At 61.5% G+C, this 24,657-nt stretch carries 26 protein-coding genes and 1 riboswitch; of the genes, 9 read left to right on the top strand and 17 right to left on the bottom strand.

Going from position 1 to position 24,657, the window contains the following annotated elements; genetic code table 11:
* Positions 1-209 precede the first annotated feature (209 nt).
* The gene (locus CLU85_RS23415; protein WP_232727825.1) at positions 210-1,580 is read left to right on the top strand and encodes a hypothetical protein; all 1,371 of its coding nucleotides are present in this window, start codon (positions 210-212) and stop codon (positions 1,578-1,580) included.
* Positions 1,581-1,735: 155 nt separating this feature from the next.
* On the opposite strand, the gene thiE is transcribed toward CLU85_RS23415, so the two are convergent.
* Genes thiE through CLU85_RS13550 form a run of 4 tightly spaced genes read right to left on the bottom strand, consistent with a single transcriptional unit; the run spans position 1,736 to position 4,781 of the window.
* On the bottom strand, positions 1,736-2,632 hold the full coding sequence (gene thiE / locus CLU85_RS13565; protein WP_100410716.1) for a thiamine phosphate synthase: 897 nt from the start codon (positions 2,630-2,632) through the stop codon (positions 1,736-1,738).
* On the bottom strand, positions 2,625-3,434 hold the full coding sequence (locus tag CLU85_RS13560; protein WP_100410715.1) for a thiazole synthase: 810 nt from the start codon (positions 3,432-3,434) through the stop codon (positions 2,625-2,627). The genes thiE and CLU85_RS13560 overlap by 8 nt, the downstream gene beginning before the upstream one ends.
* Before the next feature lie 19 nt (positions 3,435-3,453).
* Positions 3,454-3,651 (bottom strand): sulfur carrier protein ThiS, encoded by a 198-nt coding sequence (thiS, locus tag CLU85_RS13555; RefSeq protein WP_100410714.1) that lies wholly within the window; start codon positions 3,649-3,651, stop codon positions 3,454-3,456.
* Positions 3,648-4,781, bottom strand: a complete 1,134-nt coding sequence (locus CLU85_RS13550) for an FAD-dependent oxidoreductase (RefSeq protein WP_100410713.1) — start codon at positions 4,779-4,781, stop codon at positions 3,648-3,650. Before CLU85_RS13550 ends, thiS begins: the two co-directional genes overlap by 4 nt.
* A gap of 53 nt (positions 4,782-4,834) precedes the next feature.
* Positions 4,835-4,979, bottom strand: a riboswitch (TPP riboswitch).
* A gap of 68 nt (positions 4,980-5,047) precedes the next feature.
* Between CLU85_RS13550 and thiD the strand changes: the two genes are divergently transcribed.
* Positions 5,048-5,902, top strand: coding sequence for a bifunctional hydroxymethylpyrimidine kinase/phosphomethylpyrimidine kinase (gene thiD, locus CLU85_RS13545; RefSeq protein ID WP_100410712.1), 855 nt, complete (start codon positions 5,048-5,050; stop codon positions 5,900-5,902).
* A gap of 34 nt (positions 5,903-5,936) precedes the next feature.
* On the opposite strand, the gene CLU85_RS13540 is transcribed toward thiD, so the two are convergent.
* The 3 genes from CLU85_RS13540 to CLU85_RS13530 form a co-directional block, all read right to left on the bottom strand.
* The gene (locus CLU85_RS13540; protein WP_100410711.1) at positions 5,937-6,332 is read right to left on the bottom strand and encodes a glutathione S-transferase N-terminal domain-containing protein; all 396 of its coding nucleotides are present in this window, start codon (positions 6,330-6,332) and stop codon (positions 5,937-5,939) included.
* 71 nt (positions 6,333-6,403) lie between these two features.
* A complete protein-coding gene (locus CLU85_RS13535; protein WP_100410710.1) occupies positions 6,404-7,681 on the bottom strand; it encodes a cytosine permease in 1,278 nt (425 codons plus the stop codon).
* Positions 7,682-7,793: 112 nt separating this feature from the next.
* Positions 7,794-8,075 carry a YdaS family helix-turn-helix protein gene (locus CLU85_RS13530; protein ID WP_100410709.1) on the bottom strand — a complete coding sequence of 94 codons (282 nt, stop codon included), beginning with the start codon at positions 8,073-8,075 and terminating at the stop codon, positions 7,794-7,796.
* A 770-nt stretch (positions 8,076-8,845) separates the two neighbouring features.
* Between CLU85_RS13530 and CLU85_RS13525 the strand changes: the two genes are divergently transcribed.
* From CLU85_RS13525 to CLU85_RS13485, 7 genes are all read left to right on the top strand, one after another.
* Positions 8,846-9,151: a hypothetical protein gene (locus tag CLU85_RS13525; protein WP_100410708.1), complete on the top strand. Its 306-nt coding sequence runs from the start codon at positions 8,846-8,848 to the stop codon at positions 9,149-9,151.
* A gap of 748 nt (positions 9,152-9,899) precedes the next feature.
* A complete protein-coding gene (locus CLU85_RS13510) occupies positions 9,900-10,157 on the top strand; it encodes a major capsid protein (protein ID WP_100410705.1) in 258 nt (85 codons plus the stop codon).
* 134 nt (positions 10,158-10,291) lie between these two features.
* On the top strand, positions 10,292-11,764 hold the full coding sequence (locus CLU85_RS23015) for a hypothetical protein (protein ID WP_157803966.1): 1,473 nt from the start codon (positions 10,292-10,294) through the stop codon (positions 11,762-11,764).
* 3 nt (positions 11,765-11,767) lie between these two features.
* Entirely contained in the window at positions 11,768-12,070 is a 303-nt protein-coding gene (locus CLU85_RS13500; RefSeq protein ID WP_100410703.1) for a DUF2523 domain-containing protein, read from the top strand.
* 10 nt (positions 12,071-12,080) lie between these two features.
* Entirely contained in the window at positions 12,081-13,259 is a 1,179-nt protein-coding gene (locus CLU85_RS13495) for a zonular occludens toxin domain-containing protein (RefSeq protein ID WP_100410702.1), read from the top strand.
* 332 nt (positions 13,260-13,591) lie between these two features.
* Positions 13,592-14,521, top strand: coding sequence for a hypothetical protein (locus CLU85_RS13490; protein ID WP_100410701.1), 930 nt, complete (start codon positions 13,592-13,594; stop codon positions 14,519-14,521).
* A 234-nt stretch (positions 14,522-14,755) separates the two neighbouring features.
* Positions 14,756-15,385, top strand: coding sequence for a recombinase family protein (locus CLU85_RS13485; RefSeq protein ID WP_100410700.1), 630 nt, complete (start codon positions 14,756-14,758; stop codon positions 15,383-15,385).
* 99 nt (positions 15,386-15,484) lie between these two features.
* On the opposite strand, the gene CLU85_RS13480 is transcribed toward CLU85_RS13485, so the two are convergent.
* The 10 genes from CLU85_RS13480 to CLU85_RS13435 form a co-directional block, all read right to left on the bottom strand.
* Entirely contained in the window at positions 15,485-16,366 is an 882-nt protein-coding gene (locus tag CLU85_RS13480) for a helix-turn-helix domain-containing protein (RefSeq protein ID WP_100410699.1), read from the bottom strand.
* A 12-nt stretch (positions 16,367-16,378) separates the two neighbouring features.
* On the bottom strand, positions 16,379-16,738 hold the full coding sequence (locus tag CLU85_RS13475) for a hypothetical protein (protein WP_100412551.1): 360 nt from the start codon (positions 16,736-16,738) through the stop codon (positions 16,379-16,381).
* Positions 16,739-16,867: 129 nt separating this feature from the next.
* On the bottom strand, positions 16,868-17,923 hold the full coding sequence (locus CLU85_RS13470; protein ID WP_100412550.1) for an NAD(P)/FAD-dependent oxidoreductase: 1,056 nt from the start codon (positions 17,921-17,923) through the stop codon (positions 16,868-16,870).
* Between the two features lie 132 nt (positions 17,924-18,055).
* Entirely contained in the window at positions 18,056-18,385 is a 330-nt protein-coding gene (fdxA, locus tag CLU85_RS13465) for a ferredoxin FdxA (RefSeq protein WP_100410698.1), read from the bottom strand.
* A gap of 114 nt (positions 18,386-18,499) precedes the next feature.
* On the bottom strand, positions 18,500-19,873 hold the full coding sequence (locus CLU85_RS13460) for a sulfate adenylyltransferase subunit 1 (protein ID WP_100410697.1): 1,374 nt from the start codon (positions 19,871-19,873) through the stop codon (positions 18,500-18,502).
* Positions 19,873-20,841, bottom strand: coding sequence for a sulfate adenylyltransferase subunit CysD (cysD, locus tag CLU85_RS13455; RefSeq protein ID WP_100410696.1), 969 nt, complete (start codon positions 20,839-20,841; stop codon positions 19,873-19,875). Before cysD ends, CLU85_RS13460 begins: the two co-directional genes overlap by 1 nt.
* 20 nt (positions 20,842-20,861) lie before the next feature.
* Entirely contained in the window at positions 20,862-21,623 is a 762-nt protein-coding gene (locus tag CLU85_RS13450) for a phosphoadenylyl-sulfate reductase (RefSeq protein WP_100410695.1), read from the bottom strand.
* Positions 21,623-22,006, bottom strand: a complete 384-nt coding sequence (locus tag CLU85_RS13445) for a DUF934 domain-containing protein (protein WP_100412549.1) — start codon at positions 22,004-22,006, stop codon at positions 21,623-21,625. The genes CLU85_RS13450 and CLU85_RS13445 overlap by 1 nt, the downstream gene beginning before the upstream one ends.
* A gap of 33 nt (positions 22,007-22,039) precedes the next feature.
* Positions 22,040-23,824, bottom strand: coding sequence for a nitrite/sulfite reductase (locus CLU85_RS13440; RefSeq protein WP_100410694.1), 1,785 nt, complete (start codon positions 23,822-23,824; stop codon positions 22,040-22,042).
* Positions 23,825-23,835: 11 nt separating this feature from the next.
* Complete coding sequence (locus tag CLU85_RS13435) at positions 23,836-24,639, bottom strand: sulfite exporter TauE/SafE family protein (protein ID WP_100410693.1); 804 nt, start codon at positions 24,637-24,639, stop codon at positions 23,836-23,838.
* Between the last annotated feature and the right edge of the window lie 18 nt (positions 24,640-24,657).

Genomic DNA, 24,657 nt, shown 5'->3' with positions numbered 1-24,657 from the left:
AAAAGTCTGCGCGAGCGGTGGGGCCGCAGGCTCCCGGCAAAGCCGCTGTCGCCGCTAGTGCGACGGCCCTTCGCTCGCGCCTGGTGATTGAGTCTCTCGACAACGGGGCGGATACCCCGGTTTCATTGCGGGTGACCCCCGAACTGTTGAGCACACCATCGGAAGGCATGTCGGAGCAGCGCATGCAAGCGGCCACACTTTGGAGGTCATTGAACGCCCGCCCCGAAGATCTGCAAAAGGACGGTGAGCGTCTAAAAAGCCTGGAGTCCGAAGCGGGCCTTTTGCGAGCGCAGGCAACGAAGGACCGTGCTCTGGTCGCGCAAGTGCAGCAGCAACTGGAGTTGGCAGAGAAGGAGCGGTTCCCCGCTACCGTTGTGTATGCACTGGGCGGTTTGCTGCTTTTGGCGCTGTTGGCTGCGGGCTGGACATGGGCACGGTTGCGCAGTGCATCGGACAAAGCCGTGCGGGCCTGGCGGGATTCGGTGGCCGTGGGCGCACGCGACGCTACCTTGGCCCATGACGAGATGTTGGGCCTGACGCCGCATCCTGGGGATACCTGGTTGCCATCCGAAACCCAGCCAGCGCCAGAAGTCCATGTTGCGGCGGCCGCTTCTCCCAGTGCAGTCCCGGCGCCGGTTCCCTTCGTGGCAACAAGCCCTGCGGTCGGCACACCCGTACCCCTTGCGAAAAAGCCAGCGGTGGCAACCCCACCATCGTCACCACATATCGTCAATCCGGAAGAGCTTTTTGACATCCAACAGCAAGCTGAATTCTTTGTATCGGTGGGGGAGCACCAGCAAGCCATTGAAGTCTTGAAGAACCACATTGCTGATCACCGCGAGACCTCGCCGCTGGCGTATCTGGAGCTTCTGCGTCTGTATCACACGCTCAGTCGGGTGGACGAGTTTGCTCAGTTGCGCGCACAGTTCATGCAATCCTTCAACGCGCAGGTTCCCGAGTTCTCAGGCTTTCACCGCACGGGGCGCATGCTTTACCACTACACCGATGCGCTGGCAGAGATTGAAGCCGAATGGACCATGCCCACGGTGTTGCCGTTGCTGGAGAAGTTCCTGTTTCGGCGTACCGGCGCTGAGGCCGTGGAGCCGTTCGATCTGGCTGCCTATGACGATCTGTTGTTGCTGCTCTCTGTAGCGCAGACGACACCCGCCAGTGCCCGTGGAGCGCCGCCACCTCGCAAGCGTACGACGCCTCTGGCGCCGCCCCGGATCGAAGTGCTCATGGCGCAGCCGCCTGCCACTGTTGCGACGCCGGACGACTTGCCGCTGGACTCTCTGGCTGCCAGTCTGGAGTTCGATTTTGGTGTGCTCCCTCCGCGCGCAGAGCCGGTCGCTCCTGCCACCACGGCGCCTGCAGCCATGGACCAGGATTCCCGTGGCATCCCACTCGACCTGGATCTGTCGGAACCACCCCATCTGACCCTCAGTGATCTGCCGCCTGTGCCTGTTTCTGCACCTCCGTCGCCCGGACAAGCCGTCGGGTTTGGGATGGAGAACGATCTGATGGAGCTGCGGCTGGAGTTGGAACAGATGAAAACGGACCCTCGGACAAAGGGGCCGTAGGCGCGTCAGCAAGCTTGTTTTGCCATGATGCGGGTGCACAGGATCGCGACCCCCGGTAGCCTGGGGGCGGTTCTGTAAGGCTGCGACGGACCCGGCGGTGTGTGGCACCGAGGGCCCGTAGTCAACACCTGGCAGGTGTTGTGAGCCCCGGTGATTTATCCCACGGCCTTCAATAGTTGCTTTGCGGCGGCTTCGGGGTCTGGTGCGTTGACAAGGGCTCTCACCACCGCGATGGACCCTACGCCAGTGGCGCGCACTTGTGCAAACTGTTCGGCGCCAATGCCTCCGATCGCAACCTGGGGGTAGTTCCGCATCAGGCGCGCGTACATGCCCAGCCTGCCCACTCCCTGAGGGGCCGTAGCCATTTTCTTGAGGGTGGTGGGGAACACCGCCCCCATCGCGATGTAGCTGGGGCCCACGGCATCGGCACGTACCATTTCTGCGTAGCCATGCGTGCTGACCCCCAGCCGCAGGCCTGAGCTGCGCAGCGCCTGCAGTTCATGGGCGTTCAGTGCGTCCAGATCTTCCTGGCCCAGATGGATGCCGTAGGCACCGGCATTGATGGCCAACTGCCAATGGTCGTTGATGAACAGGAGCGCGTCAGTGCCTTGCACTGCCTGAACCGCTGCTTGCACTTCCCGTTGGATAGCCGCGGCGTCGGTGGATTTGAAGCGCAGTTGTACTGTGGGCACGCCCGCACGTGCCATGCGCCCCACCCAGTTGGCGTCGGGCAGCACGGCATACAGGCCCAATTCGTTGGGACAGGGTCTGAATTGCTGCGCGCGCGGCAGGGCTTGTAGACCGAAATCCTGGGGCTCATCTGGCCATTGTTGCGCGTGAACGGCTCCTGTGCGCTGCGTGCGCGCCAGCCATGCGAGAGCCAGGCACTCTGCATCCTGCGCGATGAATCCCAGTGCACTGCATGCCTGCAGGGCTGCCATATAGACCGGCTCCTGCGAGGTGGGTACGGGAGTTGGTTCGGGGGAAAAGCCCGCGAAAGTGGTTGCGTGGTGTTCCAAAATGGCTTGCGCCAAGGTTGCGGTGTCATGCATGGGCGTGGTGCCAGAAAGGGGTGCCCAACACGGGGGTGCTGGGTTGGGCTGCGTCTTGTGCCGCCATGGCTCCGGCCTGGCGCGCTGCGCGCCCGGCGTTCACCGCATCGGCGAATGCACCAGCCATCGCAACGGGGTCTTGGGCCAGTGCGACGGCGGTGTTGAGCAACACACCGTCATAGCCCCATTCCATGACCTGGCATGCGTGCGAGGGAAGGCCCAGGCCCGCATCGACCAGTAGCGGCACGCTCAGGCGTTCGCGCAATGTCTGCAGCGCGTAAGGGTTGACCGGTCCGCGCCCTGTGCCGATAGGCGCTGCCCAGGGCATCACGGCCTGGCAGCCCACATCGACCAGGCGCTGGCACAGCACCAAGTCCTCAGTGCAGTACGGCAGGACCTGAAAACCTTCCTTGATGAGGTGTTCGGCCACCCCCACCAGGTTCAGCGTGTCGGGTTGTAGCGTGTAGTCGTCGCCAATCAGCTCCAGCTTGATCCAGGGGGTGTTGAAAACCTCGCGCGCCATCTGTGCCGTGGTGATGGCCTCTTGCGCGCTGTGGCAACCGGCGGTGTTGGGCAGCACTGGCACGTTGAGCTTGCGCAGCAGCTCCCAGAAGCTGCTGCCGCTCTCGGCTGGATTGCTGCCCTGGCGCCGCAGCGACGCGGTCACCATGGCGGGCTGTGCGCGCAACACGGCAGCCTCCAGCACGGCGGGGGAGGGGTAGCGGGAGGTGCCCAGCAACAGGCGGCTCGCAAAATGCTGGCCGTAGAGTACCAAGGCGTCGGGTGTAGGGTTCTGTGTCATGGCGTGTGTCTCGGGTAGCTCAGCCGCCGGTCACGGGAGAGATGATTTCTACGCGATCGCCGGGCTGAAGGGCCTGCTCGGCGTAGCGGGTGCTGGGCACAAAGTTGGTGTTGACAGCCACGGCGAAGGGGGGGCGGGCTGCAATGGCGGCCACGGCGTCGGCCACGGTAGAGCCGTTGGGCAGTTCGTGCGAGATCTGATTGATCGAAATGTTCATGCCAAGGCTCGGGCGGTGGCACTGGGCGCGGCCGATGGGCTGGGCTCCAGTGTCAACGCCAGATCAAAACGTTGCGAAAGTGCTGATTGTCCTGTGTTCAGCACCTCCAGTGTCACATCCAGCAATGCGGGGGCAATCATGAAGCCGTGGCGGTACAGGCCATTGATCTCCAGCACGCCCTGGCGGGTTTTGCGGATGGCGGGCAGGTTGTCGGGCAGCGTAGGGCGGCACTGGGTTGCCAGCTCCAGAATGCGGCCTTCTGCAAAACCCGGGTGTACGGCATAGGCGGCGCTCAGCAGTTCCAGTGTGGAGCGCACGCTGGCGGGCGAGAGGTCATCCGACTCGATCTCGGTGGCGCCGATCACGAAAAGGTGGTTTTCCTTCGGCGCGATGTAGATGGGGTAGCGTGGGTGCACGAGCCGTGTGGGGCGTTGCAGCGTGACGTCGGGTGCATGGATACGCACCACCTCGCCGCGCACGCCGCGCAGCGCGCTCCACTGGCCTTTGGCGCCCAGCCCGCGGCAGTCCAGCACCCAGTCTGGCTGTCCTGGAGTGCCGGGTGTGAAGGTGTCAGGTGATTGGGGGCTGTGCCAGTGCATACGCACCGAGAGTGTTTCCATTTCCACCCCCAATGCCGCGAGCAACTGGCGGTTATCCAGCTGGCCTTCGCCGGGCAGGTAGAGGCCCTGTGAGAACCGGTGGGCCAGTGTGGGCTCTGCCTGCGCGAGGGCATCGCTGCTGAGTTTTTGCAGGCGGGGTAACTCGGGCACCCGATGTTGGTTGGTCTCCAATTGGCGGGTCAGCCGTTGGGCGTCGGCGGCGTCTTGCCGATGCCATACGATCAAGGTCCCAGCCTGCTGGAAGAACACCGGTTCAGCCAAAGAGGCCAGCAGTTGGGGCCAGCGGGTCAGGGCGTGGTGCCCCATGCGCACCACGCCGGGCTCCGTGATGGCGGATTCGGCCAATGGGGCCAACATGGCGGCCGCCACCGTGGCGGCAGATCCTTCGGCAGCCGGGCTGCCAGCGTCGTAGAGGTCGATCTGATGCCCTTGGCGAGCCAGTTCCACGGCAAGCATCCGGCCCATGAGGCCCGCGCCCAAAATGGCAAAAGAAGAGGGTTGAAGTGGCATAAGTCCGTCTGTGTGTCCGTGTGTTGGCTGGCAACAATGGACAAAACGGGGCTGTGCCGTTGGTGGAAACTCCCCACGCCAGCATGACCTGGATCGGGTAGCGGGGCAATTGGCAAGCGGAATGCTGTGCGGCCCCAGGGTATTTCTCAGTCCCACGCGATCCTTGACCGTGCTGGCGGGACACCCCTGTTTCGTCCGTAAAAATCAATTACAGCATATCCCTTGCGGCAGCGATTTGATGTGGCGCATAGGCCATAATTTTTGCCATGACTTCATCGATTTCCCAGCCCTTCGCAGCGCGCCGCTACGCGCGCGTTCTTTCCATCGCCGGTTCCGACAGCGGCGGCGGGGCGGGCATTCAGGCGGACCTCAAGACCTTCAGCGCCCTGGGCTGCTACGGCATGACGGCCATCACGGCCATCACGGCCCAGAACACCTGTGGCGTGACGGGCATCCATGGCATTCCGCCCGAGATGCTCAAGGCCCAGATTGACGCCGTGGTGCAGGACATTGGTGTGGACGCGGTCAAGATCGGTATGCTGCATTCGCCCGAAGTGGTGCGCGTGGTGGCTGACGCCATTCGCACCTATCAGTTGCCCCACGTGGTGCTTGACCCGGTGATGGTGGCCACCAGTGGTGACCGGCTGATTGCCCAGGAGACCGTGGCCGTATTGGTGCGCGAACTCTTTCCGTTGGCCGAGGTGATCACGCCCAATCTGGACGAAGCAGGCTGGTTGCTGGGGTGGCCCGTCGAAGGTGTTGAGACGCTGGACGAGGCCGCACAAGCGCTGCGGGCCCTGGGCGCCCGTGCGGCGCTGCTCAAAGGCGGGCACTTGCCGGGTGACTGGGTGGTGGATGTGCTGGCATTGCCGGACGGAACGTGCCAGCGACTCGCGTCCGAGCGAATTGCCACCCACAACGGGCACGGCACGGGCTGCACCTTGTCGTCTGCCATTGCTGCACACCTTGCCTTGGGCGCAACGTTGCAGCAAGCTGTGCAGCGTGCCCGCGCCTACATTCTGGGCGCCATCGCCGCAGGGGCGGATGTGCACACGGGCCGCGGCCAAGGGCCCCTCAACCACGGTTATGCGCCCTTGGCACAGCGGGTGTTGCCCGTCTGATTGGCGTGACTGCGCTACCCGTTGCAGGGGCGCTTCAGGCCACCTGCGCGAAATGGCTGCGCAAGTAGGTGATGATTTTTTCTGAATCGTAGAGCCAGTGGCTCTTGCCCGATTCGTCCGTGATCTTCAGACACGGCACTTTGGCGTGGCCACCTTGCTGCACCAACGCGGCCCTGGCGGGGCCTTCCGGTTGCGCGTCCACCTGGGTTATCGGCAATGACAGGCGACGCATTTCCTGGCGCACCTTGATGCAAAAAGGGCAGGTCTTGTATTGGTACAGCGCAAGTGCGTTGCACGCTTGATTGACGGCTTGCTGTCCTGCCTCCGAGCGCACCACACCTTGGGGCCGGGTCAAGGCCTCTTTGAGCAGCATCGCAGGGCCCAGGACGGTGCGCAGGGTCTTGAAAAAGAATCGAACTAAAAATTTCATGGGCCATTTTAGGCAGTGCAAGACACTGCCCCTTTGCGCGCAGACCCTGGTCTGCCCTTGTTGGGACTCGCTCAGCGGCGCGGGCGGGTTGCGAACGCCAGCACAAAACACAGCACTAATGTGGGTAATGCGGCGCCAAGCAGCGTGGAGACGAGGGGCAGAAGGTGGTAGAAAGCCACGCCTCCCAACCAGATGGCCACTGGCGCTGGGTTGACCTTGCGTGCCTGCGCCAGCAATGCCGACGCGTCGACGCCAAACGCCAACCGTCCCAGAATCACGCCAAACAGCGGCACAAACACCGAACTGAGCAGCAGCAAAAACGGCTCCAGGCTGTGCATTGGCAGCACCAGGGCCAACCCTGTGCACAGCGCGGCCACCAGCAGGCCCCAGGCGCGCACACCCCAGCCTGGCAGCAGGCTGTGGGCCGACACCGCACCCGAATACGTGTCGCCATAGGCGTTGTCCACCTCATCGATCAGGATCAGCGACAGCGCAATCAGCCCGCCCTGCGCCAGCAGCAGCGCCTGCACCAGGTCCTTGCTGGGCAAGGTCAGCGCCACCAGCACACCCAGGCTGTAGCACCACATATTGGCCAGCGCGTAGCCCAGCCAGGTGCCGCGCAAGGCCGAGCCGCCGTTCTTGCCGTGGCGCGCATAGTCTGCCACCAGCGGAAGCCACGAAATCGGCATGGCGATCACCAGGTCCAGCGCCGGAAACACGCCCATCCCGCCTTCGCCCTTGCGCGTCCACAGCGCTTCAAAGCCCTGGGCCTGCGCCAGCGACAGGAACTGCCACGACAGCCACAGCAGCGACAGCACCACCAGCGGCAGCGCCACGCGTGCGATCACTTTGCGCACCAGCTGCACCATCGATCCGCTGATCAGCAGCATCACCACCCCGCCCCACAGCAATGTGGCCAAGACAGGCCAGTGAGCGCCAGCCATGCTGCCCGATTGCTGGCCAATGGCTACGGTGGCGTCGCGCATCACCACCAGTTCAAACGTGCCCCAGCCCACCAGCTGCACGATGTTGAGAATGATGGGCAGGCTGGCAAACGTGCGGCCATACACGGCGTGCATCAGCCCCGCGCTGGCCAGGCCGCTGTCGCAACCGAGCTTGGCCACCCAGCCCAGCAGGCCTGCGCCCACGATGGAGCCGGCCACGATGGCAATGAGTGCCTCATTGGTGCCCAGCGCGGGCATCAGGTACGCGCCCACCTGCATGACCAGCAGGCCCACGCCCAGGCTGAACCAAAGCGAGGCGTGGTCATGCCACTGGAAGACGCGGCGGTCGGAGGAAACAGGGGCCAGCGCTTCGTTGGTGGCGGGCGCGGCGGGCGATGAGGACATGGATGGCTCCGTAGAAGTACAGAGCAGGGGCGGCCCGCCAGCGCGCCCCAAAGTCATTTCATTCAGGGCTATGCCAAAGCGGACTTGCTTCCCTGCGCGAGGATGATCTCAATCAGGTTTGGGGGAACGCGTTAAGGATTGCGTTTAGTGTTTCCTTGGCTTGTTTTTGCCATTGGTCGTTCTCGTCTAGTTGGTCGGCCAGTCCTTCCAATACTGCTGTCGTCGGGTCGAGTCCGGCTATCTGTGCGAGCTTTATTCGCTTGTCGATCGTGCACGTTCTGCTGCCTTGTTTCCAGTTTGAGATATGCGGCCTTGCTACCCCTAGGAGCTCGGCTAGCTTCGTCTGGCTGCCTGCTATCTCTGCGGCTTTATTGATAGTTAAATTCAACGGCATGGTGTATCTTTCTTCTGGTACATGTATCAAATAATTGGTACAATGTGGGCATGTACTAAAAAATGGTACATGTACCCCACCGGGGTAATTATCCACTCATGGAGCTACCCATGTCAGCCACGCAGATTTCTTTCGCCTCGTTTGCCGCGTCCCTTCTGGCCTCTGCTCAATCTGAGATTGATTTTGAGGCTTCCCCTTGCACTCCCCCTGTCATTGATGCTGCCTCTGCGGTGGTAGCTCACCCATTGGTGGCTGACGGTGGGGAGTGCATTCACATCGATCTCCGTCGCGTCCATGTTGAGCGGCCTGCCTTGGACTTCATGCGTGAGGAATTTTGGCTTGATGGCATGCACCCTGGTTGGGCTGGTGTTGGCCTTGACGCCCCTTCTTTTATCCCCTCTGGTTCCGCTGTAGTTCTTGGGCTTGAGGCTGGTTACCCGTTCATCGATAGCAGTGTTTCTCGTCCTGGGTGGTACGCATGACCCGCGCTCCTAATCTCGATCTAAACGACAAGCTCATAAAGCGTGGCCTGCTCGTTTCTTGGGGTGGCTATCGCGCCACTGTCCAGCGTGTTCGGCAGGGTCGCTGCTTGGTCAAGTTCCAGCACGTTGGCCGCATGCCCACTTTTGCCGATGTGGCTACTCGCTGGCTCCCCTGTGCGTCCGTTCAGGTGGTGTCTGCGTGAAAGCCCTCTCTGCTGCTCTGCGTGCACGGCAGTGGGGAGCGCTTTCGCTCTATATCGGCCCTTGTGCCCCTACTGAAAGCCCATCATGGCAATGACTTCAATACTCCAGATTTTCAAAACAAACGATGTGCGCACTGGCTCAAAAGATGGCCGTGCGTGGTCCATGCAGGACTGTGAATGTGCGCTGGTGTCCGATACCGGTGCGATTGAGCAAGTGGGCGTTTTGCAACTGCCTAAAAACATGACCGGTGATGCTGCCCCCCAGCCCGGTATTTACCTCGGCGCGTTCGCAATGCAAGTCGGCATGAAGGATCGCAAGATCGGCGCCGTTCTCACATCGTTGACACCCTACACGGTGCCCAAGCTCCCTGCATCGTCCAAGCCATCATGAATGCGGCCCCCCTCACCCATGCTGAGCTGGTGCACTTTGCACAGCAGCTCGTCATTGCTGCGCTGTGTGCTGGTGCCATAGGCGGCTGTGCATGGACTGTGTGCGCGTCCCTTGTGGGCTCACTGCTTGACTGGTTCGCGGATCGCGCCCAGACCCGCGCAAGGGTCGCCGCTGCTCAAGCCCGCGCTGCTCGGGGTATGGGGCAACGCCCCATGGTGGACCTGTCACGCACAGAGTACCCGCATCAAGGGGCAGGGGGCGGGCTAGTGCGCGTGTCTCAAGTCGGGGCGGTGAGGTCGCAAGTGCAGGGCCATGAAGGGCGCGTGGTCAAGCACAGCGAAGACCCGCGCCTCCAGACTCAAGATCAGGCAAGCCCGCTTTCGTGCTTGAAAGACAAACGCGCCGAAGGCGCCCCCGCCTTGCGATGTGGTCACTGTGCTAATGACGATTCCGGCGAAGTGCACAGCACTTCAGAGGAATTGGCGTTAGTGCCTCCCGCACCTTTGCCCCTCCTGCGGGGTGCTTGATGTACTGCATGCAGGCTGATACGTCTACGGTCACTGAGGTTTCCTGCGACATGCCGGACTCCTTGGTGGTCATGACCCGTACAGAGTTGCAGCAGTACAGCCCGTTTTATTTGGATATTGAATCAGCGGGGGCCATTGGGGGTGCCCTCCTGCTCGTGATGGCCGTGGCGTTCGTGCTACGTGCTGCGCGCAAAACCCTCGGAAGTGAAAGTGAGTAACTCATGAACGCAAACGCAAACGCTGCGAAGCGCCGCGCCCTGTCCGTTATTGCTCGTGCCCCTCTGGCGCGTGCTTTGGCGGTGGCTGCTGCTGCTCTCGTGGCCACTGGCGGCGCTCAAGCTGCCGTTGTCATGCCTGACGTGTCCGAAGTGATTTCGGTCATCACCTCAGGTGTGGCCCTCGTGTCCAGCATTGGTATCGCCATCCTGTCTTTGGTGGTGGTCATCAAGCTGTTCAAGTGGGTGCAGCGCGTCCTGTAAGCAGGGCTTGACCGGGGGGCGCTTCTCGCGTGAGGGGTGCCCCTCTTTTCATTTAAAGGGGGTCGTCGTGGGTCACTGGGTTCTTCTATCGCTCGTGCTCGCGGGCGTCATCATCTTTTGGCCTTGAGGCGTGTATGGCGAATTTTCTCCGCTTGAGTCTGTTCTCTGTGTTGGTCATTTTCTCGGCGGTTGCTTCTGCCTTTACCGCCAACCCTCAATATTCAGTAACTGCTCCTTACGTCAGTTCATCGACTCTCTTTGATTCGGCGTCTGCTGCTTGCTCTGCTGTTGTGGCTTCTTTGCAATCTCGTGCTCCTGCTAATTTGGGTGGTTCATATGCCATCAACTCCGTCACTGAGACTGCCTGCAATGTCGTCTTGAATTACGACAACGGCGGCAAGTCTTATTACACGTATTCCATTGCAAAAGTGCCTGGGGCTTGCCCTCCTTTTTCCACGGGCACCAGTCCAAACTGTCAATGCGTACCTCCCACTGTGCTTGGTGGTGACGGTCTTTGCAAGGTGCCAGCTTGCCCTGTGGGCCAGCATGAAGAGGGCGGCTCATGTGTGCCCGACGCTTGCAAGCCCAACGAAACCCGCGTCAATGGCGTTTGCATCCCTGAGCCTCCTTGTCCTGCTGGTCAAAGTCGCGTCAATGGCAAATGCGTGCCTTTCAAGTGCCCCACGCAGGGCGTTGAATCAGATCAGTGGTACGACCTTGAGGGTCCGGGTTCTGCCGCAACTTGTCTTTACAACCACATCGACAACACCTATTGCACGCTCACTATCAAACCTCAATTTATTGGAATGAGTGGCGGCAAGCCCACGTATTACGGGGGCTATGGCGTTTATACGGGCGGCACCTGTGGCCCATCAGAACCCGGAAAACCAACGCCGGTGGACCCTGACAATCCAAATGGCGACCCCGACAGGGGCACCAAGCCACCGGCACCCGGTGACCCCAAACCGGGCGATAAACCGGGCGGTTCTCCCGGTGGACCCGGCAACACTCCAACACCTCCCGGCCCTGACGGAAAGTGCCCTGACGGAACCTACAAATCAAATGGCGGCTGCTACTCGAAAGACCCGCCAAAGCAGCCGCCAGACAACGATGGCAAATGCCCATCTGGTTACATCAAGGTCAATTCGGAGTGCATCCCCTTGATGCCTCGTCCAGACGATGCAAAAGAGAAAGACCCCAACAGTTTCGGCGGTCAGTGTGAGTCCGTGCAGTGTGATGGTGATGCCATTCAATGTGCCATGGCGCGTGAGCAGTACCGGCGCAACTGTCAGATGCTTGATGCTGACAATGACCCCTCTACCGCCTTCAATCAGGCGAAGGCGGGCACTGACGGATTCAGCATGGACAAGCTGAGGTCTGAGGCACAGCAGGTCAGTGTTAGCACGTTTGATAGTGCTGGTTTTGGCTGGTCCCATACCTGCCCCCCTGATCCTGAGTTCACCCTTGAGTTTGCTGCGGGTCGCTCCTTCGTCATTCCCTTTTCCCGCGTCTGTGGCGTTCTCGGTCTCCTGTCGTTGGCAGGTGTCGGCATCACATTGCTCGGCTCCCTCGTGTGGGTGCTTGGTGGCAAAAACAATAGGGGGTAGGTCATGCCGTGGATCGTCTCTATCTTGCTTTCTGGCTTGTTGCAGATTGCTGGCTCTCTCGTTGGTCGTGTCGTTATTGCCCTCGGCTTTGGCTTTGTTGAGTACGTGGGTGTTAGTACCTTGGTCGATTCAGTCAAGGCTCAAGCTACAGCATTGATCTCATCGTTTGGCGCGTCGATGCTGGCCGATTGGGCTGGGTTTTTTCGCATTGATCAGCACATCTCTATCGTCATAAGTGCCATAGGCGCGAAGGTGCTTTTGAATGCCCTTGGCGGCGACAAGATCAGGCGCTTGGTGCAGAAGTAGGGGTTGCTCGATGCCTATCAATATCGTCACCGGCCTGCCTCGTCAAGGCAAAACGCTGTTCACGTTTATTCAAGTGATGGAGCGTGCGAAGAAGGAGAACCGCCCTGTTTTCTATTGCAACATCCCTGAGGTAACGCTCGATGGTTGGACGCGCATTGATCACCCTGACAAGTGGATGGACTGTCCCAACGACTCCATCATCGTGGTTGATGAATTGCAGCAGTTTTGGGGGATGGCTAGCACTGGCGCTCGCGTGCCTCTGCCTATCCTTGAGCTGTCAATGCACGGCAAACGCGGCATTGATTTCTACTTCATCACCCAGGACCCTACGTTAATACATGCCACACCTCGCAAGCTCTGCGAAACCCATTGGCATGTCGTCCGTGCGTTTGGCAGTGAGAACGCTGTTGCTCATAAATTCAACCGTATGCAAACTGACCCTGAGAAGGTCAAGGCCAAGTCTGAGAAGTATCCATGGCGCTATCCAAAAGAAGCGTTTGGCAAGAAGGACAAGGCGGGCAACTGGATCACAAAGCCTTGGTACAAGAGTGCTGACGTCCACAATATTAAGCGCAGTATTCCGACAAAGCTTTGGGCGATCCCTGTCGGTCTTTTGCTTGCGGGTCTTGCGATCTATGCGGCTTTTTATTTCGCCAGTGGCGCCATCGGTAAAGCGTCTGGTTCTGGCTCTGCGATCGCGGCAAAAGTTGATGGCGCTCGTCCTCCGGTTGCTACCGGCTCCGGTGCTGCTGCCAGCGTCGGCCCCATGACGGCGGCTCAATATCTGGCTTCGCGTACACCTCGCTTTCCTGATTTTCCACAGACTGCGCCGGCATATGACGATGTGACTAAACCCACTGAGGCGCCTTACCCTGCGGCCTGCGTACAGATGGGCAAAACGTGCAAGTGCTACACCCAGCAAGCAACCCTTTTGCAGGTCAGTGCTGCGGCCTGTTTGCAGATAGTTCAGCACGGGTTTTTCATGGATTGGAAGCGCGCCCAGGTGTCCCCTGAAACGATGCGCGAGAAGGCTCTACCGCGTCCATACGCTGAGGGTTCTGCGCCCCTTCCTGTTCGTGCACAGCCATCGGCTATGCCTGCCCCTGCTCCGTCTTCTGAGCCATCCCAAAACACGTATTTGCAGGGCCTTGCTGCTCGCAATGCGCAGGTGCGGAGTTCGTTGCAATGACGGGGCGGCGCTGCGGCGTGGCGAGCTTGCGAGCGGCGCGAAGCGCCGCCTAATTTATTAATAGTTCACTTTCCGACAAAGCATGTCTTTGGCGCTTTTGCATCACGGTCGCAGGCCGCTTGCAAGTCGGTTCCCGGCTGTTGGGGATTGCTCTTTGTTCGTGTGGGAGTTCCCCGATGGGGACTGGTGCTATCTCGATCAGTTGTGGTGCCGTCAATGGCGCCACAAGCAAGGGGCAGTCATGGCCCTCTGGTGGGATGGTGAGTAGCAAAAAAATGGCCCTGCAACCGCGTCAACGGTTCAGAGCCTTGATCAACTAAATGAGGTAGTCGATGGAACGGATTGTATCGATTTGCGGTGAACGCATGTTGTTTCGTGGAACGGTGGTTGAGGATGCTTGGGAGGTCTACACACGCACCGCAAACGGTCATCGTGAGTTGTCTTTCAAGAACGTCGTGGTGTGGGAAGACACTGGTGAACGTGCTCCAGATTCTCATGACGTCTATATGCAAGGCTTTGAAGGTGTTGAGGCTGCGGACAGGCAAGCGCTGTATGAAAAAGAGTTGGAGGAAAAGCGCGAAAAGCAGCGCGAAAAAAACGCCCAGCGTGCCAAGACCAATTGCCGCTGGATCATCAAGGCCCAGGGCCTCAATGAGTTGCTGACGTTGACGTATCGCGAGAATCAGCAAGACCGTAATTTGTGCAAAAAACATTTCGAGATGTGGGTACGGCGCATGAAAGCCGCACTGGGTGGCAAGTTCGTTTATTGCGCCAGTTTTGAGCGTCAAGAACGCGGTGCCATGCATGTGCATGTCGCATGCCATAAGCTGCCCAGTCATGGCACGCGCAAGGGCGAAAAGATCAAGGCTTGGAAACTGGGCACTGAGATATGGCGTTCGATCATCGGTCAAGACAATGGCTTGTGTTTTGTCGGTGGCAAGACAAGGCACGGCGGTCAGCGTCGCAACCTGAGCCTTGCAAAGCTCGCTGCGTATGTGTCCAAGTACATCATGAAGGATTATCACGATGCTCCTCTTGAGTCCAATCGATACAGCAGGTCGAACGGCTTGCAAGTGCCCAAGCCTCAGCGCATGCAGTTCTGTGGCCTTACCTTTGAGCAGATGATTGAGCTTGCTTTTCAGTGTGCCGATGGTGACGTCATCGTGTCACATAGAGTCACTCGGGATAGGTGGTCTGGTGGCCGCTATTGGCTCGTCACTGAGCCTGAACCGAAGGGGGTGCACCATGCCCCTGCCTATTGATCAAAGCGTGGTCGTTACCGGTAACGTCGGCCTGTAAGTGATTCTCAGAGAGTGTCGAAATTTCGCTCTGTTCATGCGCGCCTTGATATCCCTGTTTCTTTACCAATTGGTCAAACCATCGACGATTTAGCCTTGTGCTTCGGCTGCTCTAAAGCGGTCGTTGTGCGGTCGCTGTTGCGCTTCGCGCTCACTAACCGTGATTGGAAAAAACAAGGTTTGTTATGGGGGGATTGAATGGCTCTGATTGGATATGCGCGCGTTTCTACAAGGGATCAGGAAACGCATTTGCAGCTTGACGCGCTCGCAAAAGCTGGCGTTACGCAAATTTGGCAAGAAAAGGGGAGTTCGGTAGGGCCTCGGCCTGAGCTGCAGAAGCTCTTGGCGGCGTTGCAGCCGGGTGATGTCCTTGTGGTCTACAAGATGGACCGCGTGGCACGATCCTTAAAAGACTTGCTTGCCATATTGGATCGAATAAAAGTGGCTGGGGCGGCCATTCGGTCTTTGACAGAGCCGCTAGATACATCCAGCCCGCTAGGGATGTTCATGATCCAGATTCTTGGCGCTGTCGCGCAGCTTGAGCGCTCAATCATTCGGGAACGTGCGATAGCTGGGCAGGTTGCAGCCCGAATGCGGGGCGTTACTTGGGGTGGCAAGCCTTTGGTGATTACTGAGCTGGAGCTTGACCAAATCATGGCTATGTATGCGTCCGGCTGGTACACCTGGGCGCTCCTGGCAGATATGTGGGGAACCACACCCAAATCTATCTATCGGGCAATGGCGAGACGAAAAAAAAGGGCCAATGGCCCGGTGCTTCCGCCTGTGCTGGGCCCGTATCTTCAGGCCGCTCCGAAGTCTGTTCAATGAGGTTCAAAGGGACTCTCTCAGTCGGTTCCGGCAAGCCGGTCTCGACACCCCTAGCGATAGCGCCCCCGAAGGAGCGCGGTAATTATTGTAGAGGGTGGGTCAGCGCCCGGCGTGGGCGATGGGGATGGCGTAGTGCATCACGGAGTCGCCGGAAGTCGGGTGGTATTGAGAACCATAGATTTCCAGATCCGGCCCGAGGCTGTGCGACGGGCTGGCCGACAGCAGCCAGCTGGAGTAGATGTAGTTCACCGTCGCATCGACGTTCTGGGCTGGACCCCGGTGGGTGAAGCGTGCATAGGTCGACGCGGGGATTTCCATGGCCACCATGCCCGGTGGCAGCACACCGGGGCCTCGCACTTCGATGCAGGCCAGATAGCGCAGCTCTTCGGTGTACGGCCCCGCAGGCACCACAACGCCATAGCAGACCCCGGGCACGGTGTTCGCAATTTCGCCCAACCGGGGTAGAAACTTCGCCCACAGGGGCGGCAGCTTCTGGCCCAGGTTGTTCTTTTCAGAGTCGATGCCGTAGTAGTCCGTGGGCAGCCCGACCATCTGCATGGCTTGCTGCTCCTCGATGTCGGGCGCCAGGGAGATGTTGTGGTGCAGGTGCGCGAGGTAGCTTGGGTCAAAACGGATCTTGCGCACGAACAGGGAGCGGTTGCCCATCTTGCGGTACTGCGACGGCGTGAGCCGAAAGCCATCCCGGAACGCGCGCGTGAAGCTCTCCTGCGTCTCGTATCCCGAGGCCAGCGCAATGTCGAGCACGGAAAGCCGCGTGTTGGTCAACTGCTCGAGTGCCTTGGCAAACCGGCGCGAGCGGATGTAGGTCTTCAAGGTTTCATTGGTCAGCGCCTTGAAGATCCGCTGGAAGTGCCATTGGCTCATCCCCGCAGCCCGCGCCACCTCAGCCAGTTCGATATCGGATTCGAGATGGGCCTCGATGAAATCGATGCCCTCCTGGATCTGCTGGAGATAAAGCACGGTGGCGTCCGTTCAAGGGGTTTCAAAGAAACCGGTCATGGCAACCAAGCGATTCTGGTCGTTGTACCGGCCGTAGCTCACGCCTTCTCCGATCACCTGTCCGCTGCCATCCACCATGTTCCATTTGGCGATGCTCTGCCGGTTGTGGCTGGCGAAGTAGTGGGTCACAAAATGGCCGCCGGGCACCTGGTGGTGGAAGTCGTCCATGTAGGCGGTCAGCTGGGTCCAGCCCTGGGCGGTGGCCAGCGGGTCGCTGTAGGTGCAGCCGGGGTCGAGGGACAGGGAAAACAGGGTCTCTCTGTCTGCGACCGAGTCGGTTTTCCACGACGCGGTGTAGGTGTCCCAGACGGATTGAAGATGTTGTTGGCTCATGGTGCGCTCCTGATGGGTGTTGACGGGAGACGCCATCCTGCCGGGCGCCTGCACGCCTTTTGGACATTTTGTGCTTATTTGTGGGCGCGCCGCTGGGGCATGACGCGACGGTGCCCAGACCCGCCGGGACTACACGCTGATGGAAGGCGCTGATGCTGGTGCCACACCCAGCAGCTGGTGCAGACGTGGACTGGTGGTGGTGTATTGCAGCGCCACCTTGTCACCCTTCAATGCCTCGGCCGCGCCAAAGGCGGCCAGTGTGGCCTCGTGGAAACCGCACAGGATGAGCTTGCGTTTGCCGGGGTAGGTGTTGATGTCGCCCACGGCGTAGATGCCGGGTACGCTGGTGCGAAACGCCTCGGTGTCCACCACCAGCTGTTTGCGCTCCATGGCCAGGCCCCAATCGGCGATGGGGCCGAGGCGAGGCGAGATGCCCAGAACGGCGACCAATAGATCCAGTGACAGGCTGCGGGTGCTGCCCTCTGCGTCCACCACCTGCAGCGCCGTCAACCGGTCGCCAGAGGCCTCGATGCCGGTGATCTGCGCGGCCTCGACCACGATGCGCCCCGCGTCACGCAGTTGCTGCAGGCGTTGCAGCAGCGTATCGGGCGCCTGGAAGACGTCGCGGCGGTGCAAGAGGCTGATTCGCGCCGTGCCGTCTAGTTCGGCCAGTTCCACGGCACGCGCCACGGCGGGCTCGTCGCCACCGTGCACGACGATGTTTTGCCCGGATGCATCGACACCAGCGGGAAGTGCCTGGTAGTGCACCTGCGTGCCCACAAAACGCTCGACGCCTTCGATCTTGAGCGTGCGCGGCACAAAGGCGCCCACACCCGCCGCAATGAACACCGAGCGCGCCAGCAACTGCGCTCCGGCACGGGTCTGCAGTAGCAGGCGGCCATCGGGCTGTGGCGCCAGGGACGAGACCAGGGTATTCAGATGCCAGCGGGGCTTGAAAGGCGCGATCTGCTGCAGCAGCAAATCCGCCAGCTCGCGGCCCGTGCAGACGGGAATGCCCGGGATGTCGTAAATGGGTTTGTCGCCATACAGTTCGACGCATTGGCCGCCCGCATGGGGCAGGGCGTCGATCAGGTGGGCGGTGATGCCTTGCAGGCCGAGCTGGAAGACCTGAAACAGTCCTACCGGGCCCGCACCGATGACAACAGCATCGGTTTCTTGAGTCATGTCGGCGCCAACATACAGGCAGCGCTTGAACCTGGCGCAGCCAAAGACCTCTGCCACCGTGGAACTGGCTTTGCCAGGCCACGGGTGGCGTCCCCCCCAGGGGGGAAGACGCGAAGCGGCTCAGGGGGGAGCTCACTTCACCAGTTCGTTGACCTTGCCGGGCTTGCCATTCCACTCGTCGGCGTCGGGCATGGCGGGCTTGCGCTTGGTGATGCTTTTCCAGCCATCGGCAAAAGACAGGTCGGCATTGAGCTTGATGAAAGCAATCTGGTCTGCCGGAAGGTCTTCTTCGGCAAAGATGGCGTTGGCCGGGCACTCGGGGATGCACACGGCGCAATCGATGCATTCATCGGGATCGATGACAAGCATGTTCGGGCCTTCGCGGAAGCAGTCCACGGGGCACACGTCCACACAATCGGTGTACTTGCACTTGATGCAGTTTTCGGAGACGACGTGGGTCATGACGGGAATTGTGTGGGTCGGTGAAAACCCTCGATTTTAGGAGCTTTCACCGGCGTTGTTGACAGGGCCCCTCGCCGGGGAGGGGTGACTCTGGGGTTTTGGCGCTGATCTGGATCAGTTCACCAGCACGGCGCCAGCCGTTTTGTGGCTGGCGGTGTCTACCAGGATCAGCGAACCGAGCACGCGGGCTGTGCCGAATGCGGCGGCCGGAACGGCCTCTTGCAGCAGCAAATCCACATGGCCGATGGCGTTGGGGTCGAGCTGCGTCGCTGCCTCTTCTGCCAGCGTGTTGATGTTGAGCTTGTGCACCACGGCCTTGACCTTGGCCTTGACCCAGCGGTGGCCATGCAGCGCCCAATAAACGCGGCCAGCCACCAGGGGCTCGTCGTCCATCCAGGCGATGGTGGTGCGCAGCTCGCGGTTGGCGGGCCAGGCGGGCGCAGCAGTGGGCGTGTCGCCAAAGTCGTCGTCGGCTGGGGCCGCCGCTGCCGTGGGAGCGGCCAAAATCCAGTCGCCGCGCGAGACATCCACCTCGCGGTCGAGGATGATGCCCGCGCTGGTGCCTGCGGGAACGTCCTTGGGGCGGCGTGCATGGTCCAGCACCTGGGCCACGGTGGCCAGCTGGCCGCTGGGGAAGATCTGCACGGGCGTGCCAGGTGCTACGTTGCCCGCAGCCACACGGCCCCAGAACACGCGGCGGCCTTGGGATGTGTCCGACGACGAGGAGGAGGACTTTTCGACCCACTGCACCGGGAAAGCCAGTGGCAGCGCCGTGTCGGCGGGCGTGTTGGGCAGCGCTTCGAGCACCTGCAGCAGCGTGGGGCCTTCGTAGCCGCACCAGCCCGCGTGGGCGTCCACCACATTCCAGCCCTTGAGGGCGGAGACCGGCACCGTGGCGCGCACGGTGATGCCCGCTGCTTGGGCGAAGGACTGCAGGGCGCCCTGGATGTGTTTCCACGCCAGAACAGGGTCTTCCACGGCGTCGAGCTTGTTCACAGCAAACACCACGGAGTGCACGCGCAGCAAATGGGCCAGCAGCGAATGGCGGCGTGTCTGCGGCAGCAGGGCCAATTGCGGGTTCTTCCAGTCGAGCTTGGTCGCATCGACCAGCACCACGGCGGCGTCGGCGCTGCTGGCGGCGGTGACCATGTTGCGTGTGTACTGCTCGTGGCCGGGGGCGTCGCCAATGATGAACTTGCGCTCTTCGGTGGCGAAGTAGCGGTAGGCCACGTCGATGGTGATGCCTTGTTCGCGCTCTGCACTGAGGCCGTCGGTCAGCAAGGCCAGGTCGGTTTCGCCCTGGCGCTGTACGCCGGCCAGGTGGTCCTGCAGCACGGCCTTGCTGTCTACCAGCAGGCGTCCGATCAGCGTGCTTTTGCCATCATCGACCGAACCGCAAGTGATGAACTTGAGCGCGGAAATATGGTCATTTTGGCCGCTAGTGCCGGTGTTAATTGCGCTGGCAGCTATTAAATTAGTAGTAGTCATCAGAAATACCCGTCTTTCTTGCGCTTCTCCATGGAAGCATCGGAAGTCTTGTCATCCATGCGGGTCGCACCGCGCTCGCTCACATCTGCGGCCAAGGTCTCGATGACGATCTCGGCGGCGGTGGCTGCCGTGCTTTCCACTGGTGCGGTGCAGGTGATGTCGCCCACGGTGCGAAAGCGCACGTCGCGTGTCTCTACCGTGTCACCATCGCGCGGCGGCGTCAGTTCGGTCACGGGCATCAGCAGGCCCTTGCGGTCCACCACCTGGCGCTTGTGCGTGTAGTAGATGCTGGGCAGGGCGATCTGTTCGCGGTCGATGTACTGCCACACATCGAGTTCAGTCCAGTTGCTGATAGGGAACACGCGGAAGTGCTCGCCGGGTTGCAGGCGGGTGTTGAACAGCGTCCACAGCTCGGGTCGCTGGGCCTTGGGCTGCCATTGGCCAAAGCTGTCGCGGTGGCTGAAGATGCGTTCCTTGGCGCGGGCTTTTTCTTCATCACGGCGGGCGCCGCCAATCAGCGCGTCAAAGCGGAATTCTTCAATCGCCTCCAGCAACGTGACCGATTGGTGCACGTTGCGCGATTCGCCGGGGTGGGCCAGGCGCACGGTGCCGCGCGCCATCGAGTCTTCCACATTGCGCACGATGAGTTCGGCGCCCAGTTCCTTGGCGCGAAAGTCGCGGAAGTCCGTGACTTCGGGGAAGTTGTGACCCGTGTCGATCATCAAGAGCGGGTAAGGAATGCCGCCACCGCTGGCCTTGGTGCCAAAGGCCTTTTCGGCGCACTTGAGCATGACCAGCGAATCCTTGCCGCCCGAGAACAGCAGGGTGGGGCGCTCGAAGGCGGCGGCGACCTCACGCAGGATGAAGATGGTTTCTTCTTCCAGTGCGTCGAGGTGCGAGTTGTTGAGGTGGTGGCTCATGTCGTTGGTTTTCTTCTCAAGCAGCGCGGAGTCGGTGCGGGAATTCATATCGGGTGCTTTCTCTGCGATCAGTTCTTGGCGTGGAGACCGCATTCCTTGGCGGTCTCGTCCTCCCACCACCAGCGGCCTGAACGGAACTCCTCTCCCAGGCTGATGGCCCGCGTGCAGGGTGCGCAGCCGATGCTGGGGAAGAACTGATCGTGCAGCGGGTTGTAGTCCACCCCGTTGGCTGCGATGTAGTGCCACACATCACCCCAGGTCCAGTTGGCCAGGGGGTTGAATTTGGTCAGCCCCTTGGCGGTGACTTCGGTGGTGTCGATCAGAGGGACGTCGGCCCGGGCGTTGGATTGTTCGCGGCGCAAACCGGTGATCCAGGCGCTTTTGCCTGCCAGCGCGCGCGCCAGCGGCTCCATCTTGCGGATGCCACAGCAGGCCTTGCGCAGGTCGATGCTCTGGTACATCGCGTCCTGGCCATTGGTGCGGACGAAGTGGATCACGGCCTCTGCTTCGGGGCGGTACACCGTGACGGGAGCACGCGAATGGGCCTGGGTACGCTCCAGCAGGGCCAGCGTTTCGGTGTGCAGCGCGCCGGTTTCCAACACAAAGACCGGGATATCGAGCTGCAACGCGTTGATGAGGTGGGTGATGACCACATCCTCGGCACCCAGACTGGAGGCTTGCGTCACGGCGTTGGCGCCAAGGGCTGCTGCCTGGCGCAGCAACGCCTGGGTTTCTGTCAGCTTGGCGTCGAACGTGACACTGGCGCGGGCATGCACTTCGGTGGCTTTGGCGGGCGCACCACGCGAGAACAGGCTGGAGTTGCTGGACATCAGGCAGCCTTTGCAAAGTGGGGCTGGGTTTGCACGGCGTCGCCCTGGTAGAACCCGGAGAACCGTTCAAATTGGCGCTGCGCATCGGCCGCGTCCACGCCTTCGCGCAGTACGGCGCTCGAAAACCCCGTGCGCTGCATCTGCACCAGCTGGTCGATCAGCACATCCCCCGTGGCGCGGATTTCACCCGCAAAGCCACGGCGGCGGCGCAACAAAAAGGCCTGGCTGAATGCGCGGCCATCGGTGAAGTTGGGGAAGTGCAGGTCCACACGTTCCACGCCTTCCAGCGGCAGTGCCATGGCGTCGGCATCGTTGGGCAGGGCCACCGTGCGGGCGTCGCCCTCGGCGGGCGGCTGGTGGTCTTGGGCGGCAAGTAGTTTCAACATCTTGTGGGTCAGGCTGTGCGCTCGGCCGGGTCAGGCGGCGGCGGTTTCTGGTTCTTTGTGGCGGGCTTGTTTGGCGGCTTCCTTGAACGGGTCCAGACCCGTGCGGCGCACGGCCGCCTGGAAGGTTTCACCCGATTCGCGCAGGTCGCGGTAGGTGCCCAGCACGGCTTCGATCACGTCCGGCACTTCGGCGGCGGAGAACGAGGGGCCAATCACCTTGCCCGCCACGGCGGCGCCCGACAGGTCGGAACCATCGGAGCCACCCAGCGTGACCTGGTACCACTCCTTGCCGTCCTTATCCACACCCAAAATGCCGATGTGGCCGCTGTGGTGGTGGCCGCAGCTGTTGATGCAGCCGCTGATGTGCAGGTCGATCTCGCCGATGTCGTCGAGCTCGTCCAGGTCTTGGTAGCGCTGGGTGATGGCCTCGGCAATCGGCAGCGAGCGGGCGTTGGCCAGCGCGCAGAAGTCGCCGCCGGGGCAGGCGATCATGTCGGTGAGCAGCTGCACGTTGGCGCTGGCCAGGCCCAGGGCCTTGGCTTCTTGCCACAGGTCGAACAGGCGGCTGGCGTGCACCCAGGGCAGCAGCACGTTCTGGTCATGCGTCACGCGGGCTTCGCCAGCGGAGTATTTGTCCACCAGGTCGGCCAGCGCAATCAGCTGTTCGCTGGTGGCATCGCCCGGCGATTGGCCAGGGCGCTTGAACGACAGCGTGACCGCACGCAGCTGTGCATTTTGGTGTGCATGCACGTTGCGCTTGAGCCAGCGGCCAAAGGCCACTTGCTCGGCCGCCTGTGCATCGAGCGTTGCTTGCAGTGCAGCGGGCGCTACATCGGCAATAGCGGCCAGGGGAGGCGTCACAAAACAGGCCGCCACGCGGTCAAACTCGGCCTGAGGAATGGTGTGGGGGCCACCGTCGATCTCCAGGATCTGGCGGTATTCCTCTTCCACATCGTCGATGTACTGCTGGCCCTCGGCCTTCACCAGGATCTTGATGCGCGCCTTGTACTTGTTGTCGCGGCGGCCGTGTTCGTTGTACACGCGCACGATGGCCTCGATGTAATTCATGATCTGGTTCCAGGGCAGGAACTCGCGGATCACGGTGCCAATCACCGGCGTGCGGCCCATACCACCGCCCACAAACACCTTGAAACCGATCTCGCCCGCGTCGTTCTTGACGAGGTGCAGGCCCACGTCATGCCAGCCCGTGGCGGCGCGGTCGTCCTTGGCGCCACTGATGGCGATCTTGAACTTGCGCGGCAAAAACGCGAACTCGGGGTGCAGCGTGGTCCACTGGCGAATGATTTCTGCATAGGGGCGTGGGTCCACGATTTCATCCACTGCCACGCCGGCCAGCGCGTCGGTGGTGGTGTTGCGGATGCAGTTGCCGCTGGTCTGGATGCCGTGCAGGTTCACGCTGGCCAGAAGGTCCATCACGTCCGCGCTTTTGGACAGTGGAATCCAGTTGAACTGCACATTGGTGCGCGTGGTGAAGTGGGCGCAGTTCTTGGGCAGGAAGGTGGTGCCCAGCAGGCCCTGGCCTTCCATGGCGGCCTTGAACACCGCAGCTTCGGGCTCGTCGTATTCGCGGGCAATCTGTGCAAGCACGCGCAGCTGGCGGCTGGCGATTTCGCCGTAAGGCACGGCCACGCGCAGCATGGGCGCGTAGCGCTGCACATACCAGCCGTTTTGCAGGCGCAGGGGCCGGAAGTCGTCCTCGCTCAGCTTGCCGGTTTGCCAGCGCGTGAGCTGGTCACGGAACTGGTGCGCGCGCTGTTGCACGAACTGTGTGTCGAATGCGGTGTATTGGTACATCGTGGGGCAACTCAGATCAGGATCAGTTTGAAGCCCGCCCAGGCCAGCAAAATGGACAGGGCGGAGCGAATCAGGCGCTCGGGGGTGCGGGTGACCAGGCGCGAGCCCAGCCAGATGCCCGGCAACGAGCCAGCCAGCAATTGTGCAAGCAAAGGCCAGTCCACCGAGCCCAGTGAGGCGTGGCCCAGGCCTGCCACCAGGGTCAGCGGCACGGCATAGGCAATGTCGGCGCCGATGATGCGCGGCAGCGGCAGCAGGGGGTACACCAGCAGCAGCACCGTGACGCCGATGGCGCCCGCACCCACCGAGGTGAAGGTGACAAGGGTGCCGATAACGGCACCCAGCAGTACGGGCAGGCTCCAGTGGCGGGGGCGCGTGGCCTGCTCTGCACCGGCCAGCCGCTTGGCCTGGTCGGCCGCCTGGCGCTGGCGCGAAAAGGCTACCACCTTGTAGAGTGTGGCCGCTGCCGTCAGCAGCAGCGCAAAACCGAGTGTGGTGGTCATGACGCGCTGGGCCACGGCACTGGCTGGTCCCAGGGTGTGCAGCGCCCACAGCGCCAGCAGGGCAGCCGGAATGCTACCGGCGCACAGCTGGCCGACCACGCGCCAGGGCACCAGGCGCTGGCGCGCCATGCTCACGGTGCCGCCCATCTTGGTGAACGCGGCAAACAGCAGGTCGGTGCCGATGGCCAGGTGGGGCTTGATGCCGAAGAAAAAGATAAGCACAGGCGTCATCAGCGAGCCACCGCCCACCCCCGTCAGGCCTACGATCAGACCGACGGCAAAGCCCGCAAAAACAAACGCCAATTCATGCATGGCTGCGAATGTAGGGGG

The organism is Acidovorax sp. 69, assembly GCF_002797445.1.
In the GTDB taxonomy this organism is placed as follows: domain Bacteria; phylum Pseudomonadota; class Gammaproteobacteria; order Burkholderiales; family Burkholderiaceae_C; genus Acidovorax.
Note: the sequence above shows the minus strand (reverse complement) of the source record. Positions and strands in the feature narration are given on the sequence as shown.